Here is a 15,362-nt window from a genome sequence, read left to right on the forward strand (position 1 = left end):
GACTATATTATTATCAGTACTGGTTGCTCACTTTTTTGTTTTGTATGAATAACCTAAAATAATTTCATTATGCTACAGAGAATACAGACTGTTTATTTATTGTTGATTGTAGTTCTTATGACAGCTACTTTGTTCTTGCCATTGTCCGCATTACAATTAGGAGATAATTTTTATACTTTTGATGCATCTGGTATTTCTACTTATTTAGTTGAGCAACCGGAATTGCTTTATCCTGCATGGGGCTTGTTTGCTCTTACAGCTGTTATTGCCATCGTTGCTTTGGTTACAATATTTTTGTTTAGAAAAAGAATCCTTCAAATTCGATTGTGTGTGTTTAATGCATTATTGATGTTGGGATTTTATGGTTTCTATGCTTTTTTGTTGTTCTCTATTAAAGGAGAATTAGGTGATGAGCTTTCTGTTACAGGTAAAATAGCTTTGACATTTCCTTTCATAAGTATAGTCCTGGATTATCTTGCCATAAGAAATATTGGTGCAGATGAGGCTTTGGTTCGTTCTTTGGAAAGATTAAGATAAGGTTAAATAGAATATGTGACATAATCAAATTTTACACGAGGCTGATGTCGCAGAATGCGGCTCCGGCCTCGTGTTTTATTATGTTGTATATAGAGATTTTATTAAAGGGAAGATTTATTTTAATTAATAATGCAATATTAGATAATACTATTATTTCCCAGACTACCCTTATTAAATTTGTCATGTTAAATAGCATGTTGTCTGTATATATATTTATATCAATAGATTAATGCTTATTATAGTTTTTATCAATCATATGATTGATTTATTCAATCGGCATAATCTTGCTTATATTCTTAAACTTTCTCATCTTTGTAATGCGATTAGAAAAATACAGTATAAACCAATATTAAAATTATAAAGTTATGACAAAGAAATGGATTTGCACAGTATGCGGTTACGTTCATGAAGGTAATGAAGCTCCAGATTTCTGCCCACAGTGTAAGCAGCCTAAAGAAAAGTTCAAAGAATTAGTTGAAACAGAAGGCGCTTTGACTTTTGCTGACGAACACGTTATTGGTGTAGCAAAAGGTTGCGATGAAGAAATGATTAAGGATTTGAACGCTCACTTCATTGGTGAATGTACAGAGGTTGGTATGTACTTGGCAATGAGCCGTCAGGCAGATCGTGAAGGTTATCCTGAAGTTGCAGAAGCTTTCAAACGCTATGCATGGGAAGAAGCTGAACACGCTGCTAAGTTCGCTGAATTGCTAGGTGATGTAGTTTGGGATACTAAGACTAACTTGGAAAAGAGAATGAACGCAGAAAGCGGTGCTTGCGCTGATAAGAAACGTATTGCTACTAGAGCTAAACAGTTGAATCTTGATGCTATCCATGATACAGTTCATGAAATGGCTAAAGATGAAGCTCGTCATGGTAAAGGTTTCGAAGGTTTGTTCAACCGTTATTTCAAGAAATAATCCATATAAGTAATATATAACTCAACAGAAAGCTGTCTCAAAATAGAATTGAGACAGCTTTTTTTGTTTTTTATAATGTTTTATATTTAACTTTATCAAGAATAACAATTCGAGTATAATTTCCTTATATCATTATTTATGCATACATTTGTAATTTAACAACTGAAAAAATGAAGGCTTTGGCACAGAAAATAAAATGTAAGACTTTTACACTAAGTAATGGTTTGACTGTTTGGCTGAATGAAGATCATCATCAGCCAAAAGTGTTTGGTGCCGTTGTGGTCAAAGCCGGAGCTAAGGATTGTCCTAATACAGGAATTGCTCATTATTTTGAGCATATAATGTTTAAGGGAACAGATAAGATTGGGACTGTTGACTATGAGTCGGAAAAAGTCTATCTTGATAAAATTGCTGAGAAATACGATGAATTAGCTGTTGCAACAGACGAACAGCAGCGTGTTCAGATTCAGCAAGAAATAAATAAGCTCAGTGTCAAAGCCGCTGATTTTGTAATACCGAATGAATTTGACCGGCTAATATCAAAATATGGTGGAACAAAACTGAATGCTGAAACTTCAATCGATTTCACCTCGTATTATAATGTCTTTTCACCTCAGTATCTTATGCAATGGCTTGAGATTAACAGTGAGAGATTTCTGAATCCTGTCTTCAGAATGTTCCAGAGTGAACTTGAGACGGTTTATGAGGAAAAGAACATGTACGGAGATTATATTGGTGGTCTTTCAATGGAGAGATTGAAGGAAAGGTATTTCAAAGATCATCCTTATGCTTATCCTATAATTGGCAGTACTGAAAATTTGAAGAATCCGAGATTGTCGGAAATGCGCCGTTTTTTTGAGAAATACTACGTTGGTCCAAATATGGGACTTATCCTGTGTGGTGATTTTAAAACGGAACAGGCTCTTCCGATGATTGAAAAGGCTTTTTCAAGAATTCCAAAAGGTGAGCCAATATCCAGAATTACTTATCCGCTTCCGGAATTCAAAGGTCGCGAGACTTTCTTTCTGAAAGTACCAGTTCCATTTGTTAAGATAATGGTTCTTGGTTTCAGAGGCGTTCCTGCTAATCATCCGGACGAAGTGGCTCTGAAGATTATATCATCTTTGTTGAACAACAGTAATGGAACTGGTTTCCTTGATAGGCTCGTAGTGGATCATAAAGTTCTTGCCGCAACTGTTATCAATGAGCAGATGAATGATGCAGGTATTCTGGCAATTGTAGTTATGCCCCGAATGCTTTTTCAATCATATTCTTCTGCAGAAAAAAAGGTCTGGAATGAGATTGAGAAACTTAAGAAAGGAGAATTTTCTGACGAGTTCTTCCAGAGTCTTAAGCTGGAACAGAAAAGAAATTATACTTCTGCTCTGGAAGATATTTCTTCAAGAGCGAGAGTTATGATGAATATATTTTCCCAAGGAAAAACCTGGAACGAATATCTTTGTGAGATAGAGAGAATTGACGCATTGACAAAAGAAGATATTGTGAATGCTGCTTGTCGCTATTTTACGGAAGATTATTTGCATGTGTTGAAGAAAACCGGGCAATATCCGAAGGATGATTTATCAAAGCCTGATTATGCGCCTATTGTTCCGAAGCATCAGAACGAGTCTTCTGATTATGCAAAGGAACTGGAGAAATTGCCAGTAGAGCAGTTGAGTCCGCATTTCATTACTGCAGAAACTTGTGGAATGCAAATAAAGGACTTGACTCCTTATGTAAAATTGTATGTTACGGAAAATCCGGTCAATGAGATTTTTTCCCTTGATTTGTTGTTTTCAATAGGTTCAATATCCGAACCAAGATTGAAGCTGATGGCAAATTATTTGCAACATCTCGGAACCACAGAGCTTTCGTTTGCAGAATTCCGAAGCCGTTTGCAGTCTTTGGGAAGTATTATGACTTTCGAAGCAAACGAAAGGAGTTTTGTTGTGCGTATAACAGGATTCGACAATAATTTTTCAGAAACATTGGTTCTTGTTTCTTCTTTCTTGAAACAGGCTAAGCCTAATGATAAGAAACTAAGGCATCTTGTGGACGAAATAAGGGTTTTGGACAAGTCTTTCAAGCAATCGGCAGACAGTATGGCACGTGCCTTGATGGAAAAGATGATTTATGGAGAGAAATCCATTTATCTGACTAAACCATCTGTGTCTGAAGTGAAGAAGATGAAAGGAGAAAATTTGGTATCTCTTCTGCACAATGTCATGACTTATGCCTGCGATATTCATTATTGCGGAAACAGAAGCAGGGAAGAGGTTGAAGAGCTTTTGCTTCGTCATTTGCCATTGGGTGATGTTGTTAACAAATCAATATCTCCTTGTTTAAGAAAACTGAAATCATACAAGAAACCTCAGGTCTTTTTCTACGACAAATCTGATATAAGCCAAAGTATTATCGGAAGTTTTGTTTGTGGTGAAACATTGCCCGAGCAGCGTGAGCGTTTCATTGCCAATATGTTTACTGAATATTTTGGTGGAAATATGAATTCTGTATTGTTTCAGGAGATAAGAGAGTTTAGATCGTTGGCTTATAGAGTTTCTGGACGTTTTCAGCTTCCGTCCAGACAACATATTGAGCAACCGGGATTTATGCTTGGGTTTTTGTCAACGCAATGCGACAAAACTATTGATGCAATGTCTGTTTTGCAAGCTTTGATTGATGATATGCCTTTATATCCTGATAAACTTGATGATATCAAGCAGTCAATTCGTAATGAGGTAAACAGTATGTTTCCTTCGTTTAGAGATGTTTCTCTCCGCTGGGCATTTTATAACAAAGAAGGTTTCGAGGAAGATCCGAACAAGCTTATGTTGGAAGCAGTTGACAGTTTTTCTTTGTCTGATATATTCAACTTTTACAAACGTCACCTCAAAGGACGTCCGGTTAACTATGCCATAGTTGGTAACCGAAAGAAAATAGATATGGAAAAACTATCTTCTTTCGGAGAGATAGTTTACATGAAGGACAAGGATGTTTTTAAGTAGTAATATACTGCATTTGGTAATTGACTTGAGTTTGAGAGGCTAAACTTACAATAAAAAGTTGACGAGTTGACAAGTTGACGAGAAGACAAGTTGATAAAAGTTTTTAGATAATAATATTTATGGTTATAAGTGTTTTAACCTTGTCAACTTGTCCCTGAAGCCTTGTCGACTTTTAAGTTGAGCAACTTGCGAAACTTAAATAATTGATTAATTCATAATATATAAATATGTATAGTAAAGACGAGCTAAAGAAACTTAAAGTAGAGTTTTGGGAAAGCTTTGCCGCTTATTGTGAAGTTCAGCCATATTTGCGCCGCCGTCGCAAAATGTGGGTTTTATATAATACCAAGGTAAAAGGAATGGAGCTGAAGTTCGACGTCAACAGGAACGGAGCTTACGTAATACTTGAAGTCAATCATCGTCAGGAGGATGAAAGACTTGAGGCTTTTGAGAAGCTTACCTGGTATAAAGACGTTTTAGAGAAAGATTTTCCTGAAGGTTTGATTTGGGATATTTGTTATATCAGAGAAACCGGGAATCAGGTGGCACGCATATATACTAAGAAAGAAGGTATAGATTTCCACCGTCGCTCGGATTGGGGCGAATTTTTCTCTTTTATGGCTAGACAGATGTATTTGTTGGAAAGGAATTTTATGAGTATTGCTGAATATCTGAAAGAAGTATGAAAGGTTTGTTTGTTGCACTGGGCACATTTGCCTTATTTGTTTTATCCTCCTGTTCGAATTTGAAAGAGCATAATATCTACACTTCAGAGCCGGGAGTAAGCAAGGAACTTGCAGAGTTCAGAAAAACACACTTTCTGGAAGTAAAGTATGATTTGTCTTTCAGAATTCCTGAAAGTAAGGAAGAACCTGTCGTGGGAGTAGCCAAACTGAGATGGATTCAGGATAAACCTGAGCCATTGATGATTGACTTCCGTGCTGATTCTTCTCAGATTGAGTCGGTTGTGGTAAATGAATCACCAATTAAGTTTGGTGTTGTTAATGAGCATATCGTTTCTTTAGGCAATAAATCAGTCACACATGCCGGAACGAATGAGGCTGTGATAACATTCAAAGCCAACGACCAGTCTTTGAATCGCAGGGATGAATTCCTTTACACATTGCTTGTGCCGGACAGAGCAAGAACGCTTTTCCCGTGTTTCGACCAACCTGATATCAAGGCTAAATACTCATTATCTCTGGATATTCCTATCAGTTGGAATGCAGTTTCTAATTCCGCTGTTTCTTCATTGGATACACTGTCCAGACCCGGCAGAAAACTTTTGTCGTTTGGCGAGACTGAGCCATTGAGTACTTATTTATTCTCATTCGTTGCAGGTAAACTTAAGTATGAGACGTTTACACGTGGAAATCGCTCGATAAGCCTGTATCATAGGGAAAATAATCCTGAAAAAGTTTCTCAAACACCGGTTATTGCTTCTCAGGTCTTTGATGCTTTGGAATGGATGGAAAATTATACTGGTATAAATTACCCTTTCAGTAAATATGATCTTATCGTTCTTCCGGGTTTCCAATATGGTGGAATGGAACATACGGGAGCAACATTATATGCAGACCGTACTATCTTTCTGAATGAAAATCCTACGTTGAACGAAGAACTTGCCCGCAGCTCTTTGATTGCACATGAAACAGCGCATATGTGGTTTGGCGATTTCGTTACGATGGCTTGGTTTGACGACGTATGGACTAAGGAAGTCTTTGCCAACTATTTCGCTTCGAAAATGGTTCAGTCAATGTTTCCGACTGTTAATCATCGTCTGAACTTCATCCAGGACTATTTCCCGCCTTCATATTCGGAAGACAGAACAGCTGGAGCTATGCCTATCCAACAACCATTGGACAATCTGTCGAATGCAGGCCTTATATACAGTAATATTATATATAACAAGTCGCCTATTGTGATGGAAAAGCTGGTTCAACTTCTTGGTGATGATGCTTTCAGAAAAGGCATACAGGAATATTTGAATACTTATGCTTATGGCAATGCTACTTGGGATAATCTGATTTCGATTTTGGATAAGTATACTGATTCAGACCTTGAACAGTGGAGCCATATATGGGTGAAGGAAAACTGCATGCCGACAATTCAGGCGCGTTGTGAAGATTCGCAACTTGTTGTCAGACAATCTGATCCGCAGGGAAAAGGACGTTTGTGGCCACAGAATCTTAAGTATATCGTGAAAAGTGGCGACAAAGAAGCAGTGCTTAATGTCTGCATGACATCAGATACATCAGAAATCATTGTGGATTTACCTTTTGAAGCAGGAGAGAAGTCTGTTGTTATTCCTAATGCGGACGGAATAGGGTATGGATATTTCCTGATTGACAATTCTGAAGCTGACGCGTTGTTTAATGTTTTGGATACGGCAAGCTCTGAGGTGCTGAAAGGTTCTGTTCTTATTACATTGTTTGAGAATGTAATCAATAAATCCATCTCGTCAGAGAACTACATTAAATCTATGCTTTCCTATATTCCAAAGGAAAAGAATAAGTTACTTTATACAATGGCATTGGGATATATGTCGCAAGCTCAAACTCTGTTTCCTGTGAACTCTGAAATTGTGGAGAAAGCATTGATGGGTGAGATTACGAATCAGCAGGACAAGTCACTCCGTTTGCAGGCTTTCCGTAAGTATGTCAGTCTGTCCGGCAGTAAGAATGCCAATACATATATATATAATGTATGGAAGAATCAGAAAGCTCCTCGCGGATGTTCTTTGTCTGAAAACGATTATGTGAATATAGCATACGAACTTTCAGTGAGAATGCCTGATGAATATGAGAATATAATTAAGACACAGTCTGCAAGATTTTCGAATGCCGACCGTCTGCAGGAATTTGAGTTTATATCTCCGGCTGTTTCGCCGTTGGAATCTGTGCGTGACAGCGCCTTCAATTCATTGCTTAAAGCTGAGAACAGGCGTGTTGAGCCGTGGGCTTCGTCAGCTTTGAGGTATCTAAATCATCCGTTGCGCCAGAATGAAGCGGTAAAATATATCAGACCGGCATTGGATATTCTGCCTGAAGTTCAGAAAACGGGAGATATATTTTTCCCAACAGCGTGGTTGCGTGCTCTTTTGTCCGGACATCATTCGGAAGCAGCAAAGAGTGAGGTTGATGCTTTCCTTAAAGAAAATCCAGATATGAATTATCTGCTGATAAGCAAGCTTAAGCAACAGGCTGATCATTTGTATAGATGATGGAATAAATATGGGAGAAAAAAGCTCGTAGTGTTTCAGAAAAAACATAACTATGTTTTTGGAAAAACATAACGAGCTTTTTTTGAAAAGGTAGTATCCTTTTTGGGGGAGAACTATTTTTCTGACTGAAAAATTCGTAATCGGAAAAAATTCGAAATATGTGCAGAAGCGCTTCCAAAAAGTTCTGAAGATATTTTTTGTAGGTCCGACCCCGCGAAAGAATATATATTGCCCCACGGAGAAATATATACGGACGTATTCGGGAATGGGGTCGGATATATTTTTGAGGGTAATATAACTCAAATTTTATTACAAGTCAAAATTCAAGAATATTAGTCAGCAAAAATTTCTTTCCTTAAAAAGAAATATTAACTTTGCAAACTGAATAAAAGAAATTTTTAGTGAACAGAATATGATTAAGATTACATTTCCGGATAATTCCGTAAGAGAATATGCTGAAGGAACAACTGCAATGCAGATTGCAGAAAGCATCAGCTCACGATTGGCTCAGGATGTCTTGGCTGCAAGTGTGAACGGTGAAATCTGGGATTTGACTCGTCCTATAAACGAGGATGCAAGTGTAAAACTGTTCAAGTGGGAAGACCCAGAAGGCAAGCACGCATTCTGGCATTCAAGTGCCCACCTGATGGCTGAAGCTTTGCAGGAGTTGTACCCTGGAATCAAGTTCGGTATCGGTCCGGCTATTGAAAATGGATTCTACTATGATGTAGATCCGGGTGAAGGAGTTATTAAAGATAGCGATTTTGCAACCATCGAGGCAAAGATGATGGAGCTTGTTGCCCGCAAAGAAGCTATCGTACGTCAGGATATCACCAAAGCTGACGCTTTGGCTATGTTTGGCGGAAGAAACGAAGAATACAAAGTTGAATTGATCAACGAGTTGGAAGATGGAACAATCACCACTTATACGCAGGGTGCATTTACAGACCTTTGCCGTGGTCCGCATCTTCCTAACACATCATATATCAAAGCCGTAAAAGTTCTTAGTGTTGCCGGTGCATATTGGCGTGGTGATGAAAAGCGCAAACAGCTTGTTCGTTTGTATGCTATCACATTCCCTAAGAAGAAAATGCTCGATGAGTATTTGGCTATGCTTGAAGAAGCAAAGAAACGTGACCACAGAAAGATTGGTAAGGAACTTGATTTGTTCATGTTCTCTGATACTGTAGGTAAAGGTTTGCCAATGTGGTTGCCAAAAGGAACTGCTCTTCGCTTGCGTTTGCAGGATTTCTTGCGCAGAATTCAGGCACGTTATGATTATCAGGAAGTGATTTGTCCTCCAATCGGAAACAAATTGCTTTATATAACTTCCGGACACTATGCTAAATATGGTAAGGATTCATTCCAGCCAATCCATACACCGGAAGAAGGAGAAGAATATTTCTTGAAACCGATGAACTGTCCTCATCACTGTATGATTTTCAAGAATTCTCCTCGTTCATACAAGGATCTTCCTTTGCGTCTTGCTGAATTCGGTACAGTTTGCCGTTACGAACAGAGTGGCGAGTTGCACGGATTGACACGTGTAAGAAGCTTTACTCAGGATGATGCGCATATTTTCTGCCGTGCAGACCAGGTTAAGGAAGAATTTTTGAATGTTATGGATATTATTTCTGTAGTGTTCAAATCAATGAATTTCGAAAACTTCGAGGCTCAGATTTCTTTGCGTGACAAAGTGAACCGTGAAAAATATATCGGTAGCGAAGAAAATTGGGAAAAAGCAGAACAGGCAATCATCGAAGCTTGTCAGGAAAAAGGTCTTCCTGCTAAGATTGAATATGGTGAAGCTGCATTCTACGGTCCTAAGCTTGACTTTATGGTTAAGGATGCTATCGGCCGTCGTTGGCAGTTGGGTACAATCCAGGTTGACTATAACTTGCCAGAGCGCTTCGAACTTGAATATACAGGTGAGGACAACCAGAAACATCGTCCGGTTATGATTCACCGTGCACCGTTCGGTTCAATGGAACGTTTCGTTGCTGTGTTGATTGAACATACAGCTGGTAAGTTCCCATTGTGGTTGACTCCGGATCAGGTATGTATTTTGCCTATCAGCGAACGCTTCAATGACTATGCAAAGAGTGTAGCAAAAGAATTGAAGAAACACGATATCCGTGTTCTTGTTGATGACAGAAATGAGAAGATTGGACGCAAAATTCGCGACAATGAGATGAAAAGAGTACCATATATGCTTATTGTAGGTGAAAAAGAAGCAGAAAATGGTGAAGTTTCTGTAAGAAAACAGGGCGAAGGTGATAAAGGTTCAATGAAAATTGCTAACTTTGCAGCGCTTTTGAACAGTGAGGTTGATGAAATGATGAACCGCTGGTAAAAAAGTGACATATAAAAAACAAGTAATAACTTAAAAAGGAGAAAGAAATCATTTTTGATGAAGAATGACAATCCGAAAGAGCAGTACAGAATTAACGAGCGTATTCGCGTTCGTGAAGTTCGATTAGTCGGTGACAATGTAGAGCAAGGTGTGTATCCCACTTCTCAGGCACTGAAGATCGCCGAAGAACAGGGTTTGGACTTGGTTGAGATTTCACCTAATGCTGCGCCTCCCGTTTGTAGAGTGATTGATTATCAGAAGTTCCTGTATCAGCAGAAGAAACGTCTGAAAGAACAGAAGGCTAAATCTGTCAAGGTTGTAGTGAAAGAGATTCGTTTCGGACCTCAGACTGATGATCATGATTATGATTTTAAATTGAAGCATGCCAAAGGTTTCTTGGAAGAAGGAGCAAAGGTTAAAGCTTATGTGTTCTTCAAGGGACGTTCAATCTTGTTTAAAGAACAGGGAGAAGTGTTATTGCTTCGTTTTGCAAATGACTTGGAAGATTACGGAAAAGTTGAACAGATGCCTTTGTTGGAAGGAAAGCGTATGATTATCATGCTTACACCAAAGAAGGCTGGTGCTCCGAAATCTGCTAAAAAACCTGCAGCAGCTCCTGCAAAGGAAGAAGCTGAGAAAAAAGAAGACTGAGAAAAAATGTCCGAGGCTGCAAAGCCTCGGATAAACTAAAGTTTAATTAATTAAATATATTTGGAAAATGCCTAAGATGAAGACTAATTCCGGTGCCAAAAAAAGATTCGCTCTTACCGGAACAGGTAAAATCAAGAGAAAACACGCTTTTAAAAGTCACATTCTAACAAAAAAGACTAAAAAGCAGAAGAGAAATTTGACTCACACTGGTTTGGTTGCAAACGTAGATGTGAACAATGTAAAGAAAATGCTTTGCATGAAGTAATTTTTAATTAGCGAGTTTTTTACAAGATTTTTATTAACCGAATTTTTAGCAAATTAAGTTCATCCTTCGGTTTGAAGTGATGGCGCTAACATTCAAAACAGATTAGAATTATGCCTAGATCAGTAAATCATGTTGCTTCAAGAGCAAAAAGAAAGCGCATTTTGAAACTTACCCGTGGTTATTACGGTGCTCGTAAAAATGTTTGGACAGTAGCCAAAAATACATGGGAAAAAGGTTTAACTTATGCATTCCGCGACCGTCGAAACAAAAAACGTAACTTCCGTGCATTGTGGATTCAGCGTATCAATGCTGCAGCTCGTTTGGAAGGTATGTCTTATTCTCGTTTGATGGGTGCTTTGCACGCTGCAGGTATCGAAATCAACCGTAAGGTTTTGGCTGACTTAGCAGTTAACCATCCTGAAGCTTTCAAAGCAATCGTTGCTAAAGTGAAGTAAGAATTAAATTCTTAGGATATAAAAAGGTTGTACGAGAGTACAGCCTTTTTTTATATCGTTTAAGAGAAATAAAATTATTGTATATTTGTCTTTGTAATTACCGGGAAATTGAAAAATAAAAGAAACTCATCTCAGCTCATACGTTTTGTCATTATCGGAACATTAAATGCTTTGATAACTGCATTGGTTGTTTGGATAATGATGGAGATTTTATGCTTCAATTATTTGTGGGCTAATGTTGCCGGGTATATTGCAGCATTAATAAATAATTTCTTTTGGAGTAAGTATTGGGTGTTTGCTGTTGGAAAAGGCTCTTTTTTGAGGCAGTCGTTGTTATTTTTGGTTGCCTTTGCTTTTGCCTATTGTTCCCAGTTCCTTGCGTTGCTGCTTATGGTTGAGGTTTTAGGTTTGAATGAGTATGTTTCACAATTCCTTGGTCTGTTCGTTTATGGTGCAGTAAATTTCGTTTTGAATAAGAAAATTACATTTGTTGACAAACGTATAAAAAATAAATTGCAATGACAGAGGAAGTAAAATCAAAGCTTGTTGCATGGGCTGCAGAGTTTCATAATTCTAATTTTATCCCTGCTGACCCGGTTCAGTTCCCTCATAGGTTTGAGAAAAAGCAGGATATAGAAATTAGTGGACTGTTGACAGCTTTACTTAGCTTTGGAAACAGAAAACAGATATTGAAAAAAGCGGAAGAATTGCATGCTTTGATGGGAAAATCTCCGTTGGAATATATCAAGTCAATGAAATGGAATGATGATTTTCCGGCAGATAAGCGAGTAAGTTTCTACAGAATGGTTTTCTATTCGGAGATGAATGTTTTTTTCTGCAAACTTTACAATGCATATACAAGTTTCGATTCGTTGGAAGACTGTTTGAATAGCTTTGCCGGTTCTCCGATGGATAAGATATGTGCTTTTATGGGAGTATCAAATAAAAGCCCTCAAAAGAAACTGAATATGTTTTTGAGATGGATGATTCGCCGCGATTCAGCTGTTGATTTTGGAATTTGGAATTCATTTTCTCCATCAGAACTGATAATACCACTCGATACGCATGTTTGCAGAGTAGCGTTTGAACTTGGCCTGGTTTCGACAGAAACATTTTCATTAGGAAACGCCAGGAAAATAACCCAAGCTTTGAATGAGATATTTCCCGGCGATCCATGTTATGGAGATTTTGCTTTGTTCGGATACGGAGTTAACAATCCAAAGTAACTTCGACAGGGCAATGGTCTGAACCGAATATTTCTGTATGAATTTTTGCATCCGACAGTTTATCCTTTAATCTGTCGGATACCAGAAAGTAGTCGATACGCCAGCCTGCGTTTTTCTCTCTTGCTTTGAATCTGTATGACCACCACGAATATATATTTTCCTGTTCAGGATAGAAATATCTGAATGTGTCGATGAATCCGTTGTCCAGCAGAATTTGGAATTTCTCTCTTTCTTCGTCTGTGAATCCTGCATTTTTCCTGTTAGTCTTAGGATTCTTCAAGTCAATTTCTTTGTGAGCAACATTCAGGTCGCCACACACGATTACAGGTTTGTTTTTGTCGAGAGAAAGCAGATATTTGCGGAAATCTTCTTCCCAGGTCATTCTGTAGTCTAGTCTTTTTAGTCCGTCCTGAGAATTTGGAGTATAAACAGTTACCAGATAGAAATTATCCATTTCTAATGTAATGACTCTTCCTTCGTGATCGTGCTCGTCAATTCCTATTCCATAAGAAACGGAGATAGGTTTATGTTTTGTAAAGATAGCAGTGCCAGAATATCCTTTTTTTTCTGCATAATTCCAATAAGATTCATATCCTTCGAACGAAAGGTCAAGTTGTCCTTCCTGCATTTTAGTTTCTTGCAGACAGAAAAAATCAGCATCCAGTGTTGCAAATGATTCTCTGAATCCTTTGTCACAGCAAGCTCTTAGTCCGTTAACATTCCATGAAATCAGTTTCATAAAAGTGGGATGATAATGTTAGTTATTAATTACATATATTTATTTCTATACAAATATAGCGAAAGGCGAGTGCAGAGCAAAATAAAAACTTGTTTTTGATTTTGCTCTGCAGAGCGGCATCTTATATTATCTGAATATAGAGGAAGGAGTAAGCTTGGGCAAAATATAGAAGTATAAAGAATGGAAGTTTGTGATATTATCCGAATATATAGTTAATGTTCTAAATTACAAGAATATTGTAATTGGATACTGATTTTTATTTACAAATCATAATTAATCACATGGAATTTTTATTGTGAAAAAAACAATATTTCTTTTGCATATTAAAAAATCATGCTTATCTTTGCAGCCGTTATCGCGGAAGTAGCTCAGTTGGTAGAGCATAACCTTGCCAAGGTTAGGGTCGCGGGTTCGAGTCCCGTCTTCCGCTCAAGAGCAAAAGAGATATTTGTTTTATTGAGCCCAGGTGGCGGAATGGTAGACGCGCTCGTTTCAGGTGCGAGTGGCTTTGCGGCTGTGCAGGTTCGAGTCCTGTTCTGGGTACTGTAGTTTCTTTTGAAGCGCAGATGGTGAAATTGGTAGACACGCTACTTTGAGGGGGTAGTGCCGGTTTCGGCGTGTGAGTTCGAGTCTCATTCTGCGCACATTGTAAGTGTTAATAGGATTGTCTGTACACGTAATAGTGTATGGGCATTTTTTTTAATATATACTTTTTGTTAATTTTGTTTTGAATAATAATCTGTCTAATACATAATATTTATGGAAAAAGAAAAGAAAATCGGACATGCCAGAGTTGATGTTGCCGACGTGCTTCGAGGTTTGGCAGTTATGGGAATTATAGTTCTTCATTCTATCGAACATTTCAATTTTTATTCTTATCCCGATACATCTACCCAATGTGATTTCCTTAATTTTACAGACAAAGCCGTTTGGGATGGTCTGTTCTTTATGTTTGGGGGAAAGGCATATGCGGTTTTTGCTCTTCTTTTCGGATTTAGCTTTTTCATACAGGATGACAACCAAAGAATGAGAGGAAATGATTATCGTTTGCGTTTTTGCTGGCGATTGGTTCTTCTGTTTATATTTGGAAATCTAAATGCTTCATTTTTTACGGCTGAAGTTCTCGTACTGTATTCGTTAGTAGGTTTTGTTTTGGTTCTTACAGCTAGAATGTCTGACAAGAAACTACTTATATTGGCTGCGATTCTGTTGATTCAGCCATTACCTTTATATTATACAATAAGAGCAGCATTGGATCCTACATATATACCAGCAACTATTCCTACCCGTGAATTATGGGCAATGACTAAGGAATCACAGCTCACAGGTGATTTTATTAGTACATTGAAGACAAATCTATGGGAAGGTCAATTGGCTAGTTTAGCTTGGGCATGGGATAATGGACGAGTATTCCAAAGTGCGGCTTTATTTATACTAGGTATGCTTATAGGTAGAAACAGGCTGTTCCTGAAAGAGAAGTTGTCTGTATGGAATAAAATATGTGCAGCCGCTATTATTTCATTCTTCCCATTATACGGGCTTTGCAATATGTTGCCTGGTTTCATAGAAAACAAAGGACTTTTGACTCAGCTTACTTTGATATTGAAGTCATTGTCTAATTTCGCATTCATGCTGATGCTTGTATCCGGAGTATTGTTTATGTATTATAGAACTAATATGAAGTCTGTGCTGGATAAAATCATCCCTTATGGAAAAATGAGTTTGACAAACTATATTGTCCAAAGTATATTTGGTTCGTTTATATTCTATAATTGGGGATTGTCTTTGCATGATGACTTGACAATTACAGCAAGTTGCTTTGTTGGTATAGCATTTTTCTTCGTTCAATTGAGTTTCTGCAAATGGTGGATGAAGCATCACACTCACGGGCCATTGGAATATATATGGAAGCGTGCAACTTGGCTGAAGTAAATTTGTTGCATCTGAAAAAAAACAGTAATTTTGATTTAGTAATAAATTGGATACTG

General features: G+C 37.8%; 13 protein-coding genes and 3 tRNA genes. 15 read left to right on the top strand and 1 reads right to left on the bottom strand.

The features are described from left to right. Positions 1-69: 69 nt before the first annotated feature. The 11 genes from ACYIAR_RS14720 to ACYIAR_RS14770 all read left to right on the top strand — a co-directional run bounded on the left by ACYIAR_RS14720 (position 70) and on the right by ACYIAR_RS14770 (position 12,635). Positions 70-537 (top strand): DUF4293 domain-containing protein, encoded by a 468-nt coding sequence (locus tag ACYIAR_RS14720; RefSeq protein WP_480330651.1) that lies wholly within the window; start codon positions 70-72, stop codon positions 535-537. A 365-nt stretch (positions 538-902) separates the two neighbouring features. Beyond that, the gene (locus ACYIAR_RS14725) at positions 903-1,457 is read left to right on the top strand and encodes an NADH peroxidase (protein WP_480330653.1); all 555 of its coding nucleotides are present in this window, start codon (positions 903-905) and stop codon (positions 1,455-1,457) included. A gap of 170 nt (positions 1,458-1,627) precedes the next feature. Further along, the gene (locus ACYIAR_RS14730; protein ID WP_480330655.1) at positions 1,628-4,462 is read left to right on the top strand and encodes a M16 family metallopeptidase; all 2,835 of its coding nucleotides are present in this window, start codon (positions 1,628-1,630) and stop codon (positions 4,460-4,462) included. A 227-nt stretch (positions 4,463-4,689) separates the two neighbouring features. Next, positions 4,690-5,148: a DUF4268 domain-containing protein gene (locus ACYIAR_RS14735; RefSeq protein WP_480330657.1), complete on the top strand. Its 459-nt coding sequence runs from the start codon at positions 4,690-4,692 to the stop codon at positions 5,146-5,148. Further along, positions 5,145-7,685 (top strand): M1 family metallopeptidase, encoded by a 2,541-nt coding sequence (locus ACYIAR_RS14740; protein WP_480330659.1) that lies wholly within the window; start codon positions 5,145-5,147, stop codon positions 7,683-7,685. The genes ACYIAR_RS14735 and ACYIAR_RS14740 overlap by 4 nt, the downstream gene beginning before the upstream one ends. A gap of 412 nt (positions 7,686-8,097) precedes the next feature. Further along, entirely contained in the window at positions 8,098-10,038 is a 1,941-nt protein-coding gene (thrS, locus tag ACYIAR_RS14745; protein ID WP_480330661.1) for a threonine--tRNA ligase, read from the top strand. A 57-nt stretch (positions 10,039-10,095) separates the two neighbouring features. Next, complete coding sequence (gene infC / locus ACYIAR_RS14750) at positions 10,096-10,689, top strand: translation initiation factor IF-3 (protein ID WP_480330663.1); 594 nt, start codon at positions 10,096-10,098, stop codon at positions 10,687-10,689. Positions 10,690-10,756: 67 nt separating this feature from the next. Then, positions 10,757-10,954 carry a 50S ribosomal protein L35 gene (gene rpmI / locus ACYIAR_RS14755; RefSeq protein ID WP_480330665.1) on the top strand — a complete coding sequence of 66 codons (198 nt, stop codon included), beginning with the start codon at positions 10,757-10,759 and terminating at the stop codon, positions 10,952-10,954. Positions 10,955-11,064: 110 nt separating this feature from the next. Then, entirely contained in the window at positions 11,065-11,409 is a 345-nt protein-coding gene (gene rplT, locus ACYIAR_RS14760) for a 50S ribosomal protein L20 (RefSeq protein WP_022455800.1), read from the top strand. A gap of 108 nt (positions 11,410-11,517) precedes the next feature. Further along, positions 11,518-11,931 (top strand): GtrA family protein, encoded by a 414-nt coding sequence (locus ACYIAR_RS14765; protein ID WP_480330667.1) that lies wholly within the window; start codon positions 11,518-11,520, stop codon positions 11,929-11,931. Then, the gene (locus ACYIAR_RS14770; RefSeq protein ID WP_480330669.1) at positions 11,928-12,635 is read left to right on the top strand and encodes a TIGR02757 family protein; all 708 of its coding nucleotides are present in this window, start codon (positions 11,928-11,930) and stop codon (positions 12,633-12,635) included. The genes ACYIAR_RS14765 and ACYIAR_RS14770 overlap by 4 nt, the downstream gene beginning before the upstream one ends. Here ACYIAR_RS14770 and ACYIAR_RS14775 read toward each other — a convergent pair. Continuing rightward, positions 12,619-13,374: an exodeoxyribonuclease III gene (locus tag ACYIAR_RS14775; protein ID WP_480330671.1), complete on the bottom strand. Its 756-nt coding sequence runs from the start codon at positions 13,372-13,374 to the stop codon at positions 12,619-12,621. The two genes, ACYIAR_RS14770 and ACYIAR_RS14775, sit on opposite strands and share 17 nt — an antisense overlap. Before the next feature lie 357 nt (positions 13,375-13,731). Between ACYIAR_RS14775 and ACYIAR_RS14780 the strand changes: the two genes are divergently transcribed. The 4 genes from ACYIAR_RS14780 (at position 13,732) to ACYIAR_RS14795 (ending at position 15,306) form a co-directional block, all read left to right on the top strand. Beyond that, positions 13,732-13,804, top strand: a tRNA-Gly gene (locus tag ACYIAR_RS14780). 30 nt (positions 13,805-13,834) lie between these two features. Beyond that, positions 13,835-13,917 (top strand) — tRNA-Leu (locus tag ACYIAR_RS14785). 17 nt (positions 13,918-13,934) lie between these two features. Then, positions 13,935-14,018, top strand: a tRNA-Leu gene (locus ACYIAR_RS14790). Between the two features lie 115 nt (positions 14,019-14,133). Beyond that, the gene (locus ACYIAR_RS14795; protein ID WP_480330673.1) at positions 14,134-15,306 is read left to right on the top strand and encodes a DUF418 domain-containing protein; all 1,173 of its coding nucleotides are present in this window, start codon (positions 14,134-14,136) and stop codon (positions 15,304-15,306) included. Positions 15,307-15,362: the final 56 nt, after the last annotated feature.

It is taken from the genome of Parabacteroides sp. KHUB-01, from assembly GCF_056640935.1.

What these genes read in the sequence shown, in the direction of transcription:
- ACYIAR_RS14720 (WP_480330651.1), top strand. Translation starts at nt 70, where the DNA reads ATGCTACAGAGAATACAGACTGTTTATTTATTGTTGATTGTAGTTCTT.
- ACYIAR_RS14725 (WP_480330653.1), top strand. Translation starts at nt 903, where the DNA reads ATGACAAAGAAATGGATTTGCACAGTATGCGGTTACGTTCATGAAGGT.
- ACYIAR_RS14730 (WP_480330655.1), top strand. Translation starts at nt 1,628, where the DNA reads ATGAAGGCTTTGGCACAGAAAATAAAATGTAAGACTTTTACACTAAGT.
- ACYIAR_RS14735 (WP_480330657.1), top strand. Translation starts at nt 4,690, where the DNA reads ATGTATAGTAAAGACGAGCTAAAGAAACTTAAAGTAGAGTTTTGGGAA.
- ACYIAR_RS14740 (WP_480330659.1), top strand. Translation starts at nt 5,145, where the DNA reads ATGAAAGGTTTGTTTGTTGCACTGGGCACATTTGCCTTATTTGTTTTA.
- thrS (WP_480330661.1), top strand. Translation starts at nt 8,098, where the DNA reads ATGATTAAGATTACATTTCCGGATAATTCCGTAAGAGAATATGCTGAA.
- infC (WP_480330663.1), top strand. Translation starts at nt 10,096, where the DNA reads ATGAAGAATGACAATCCGAAAGAGCAGTACAGAATTAACGAGCGTATT.
- rpmI (WP_480330665.1), top strand. Translation starts at nt 10,757, where the DNA reads ATGCCTAAGATGAAGACTAATTCCGGTGCCAAAAAAAGATTCGCTCTT.
- rplT (WP_022455800.1), top strand. Translation starts at nt 11,065, where the DNA reads ATGCCTAGATCAGTAAATCATGTTGCTTCAAGAGCAAAAAGAAAGCGC.
- ACYIAR_RS14770 (WP_480330669.1), top strand. Translation starts at nt 11,928, where the DNA reads ATGACAGAGGAAGTAAAATCAAAGCTTGTTGCATGGGCTGCAGAGTTT.
- ACYIAR_RS14775 (WP_480330671.1), bottom strand. Translation starts at nt 13,374, where the DNA reads ATGAAACTGATTTCATGGAATGTTAACGGACTAAGAGCTTGCTGTGAC.
- ACYIAR_RS14795 (WP_480330673.1), top strand. Translation starts at nt 14,134, where the DNA reads ATGGAAAAAGAAAAGAAAATCGGACATGCCAGAGTTGATGTTGCCGAC.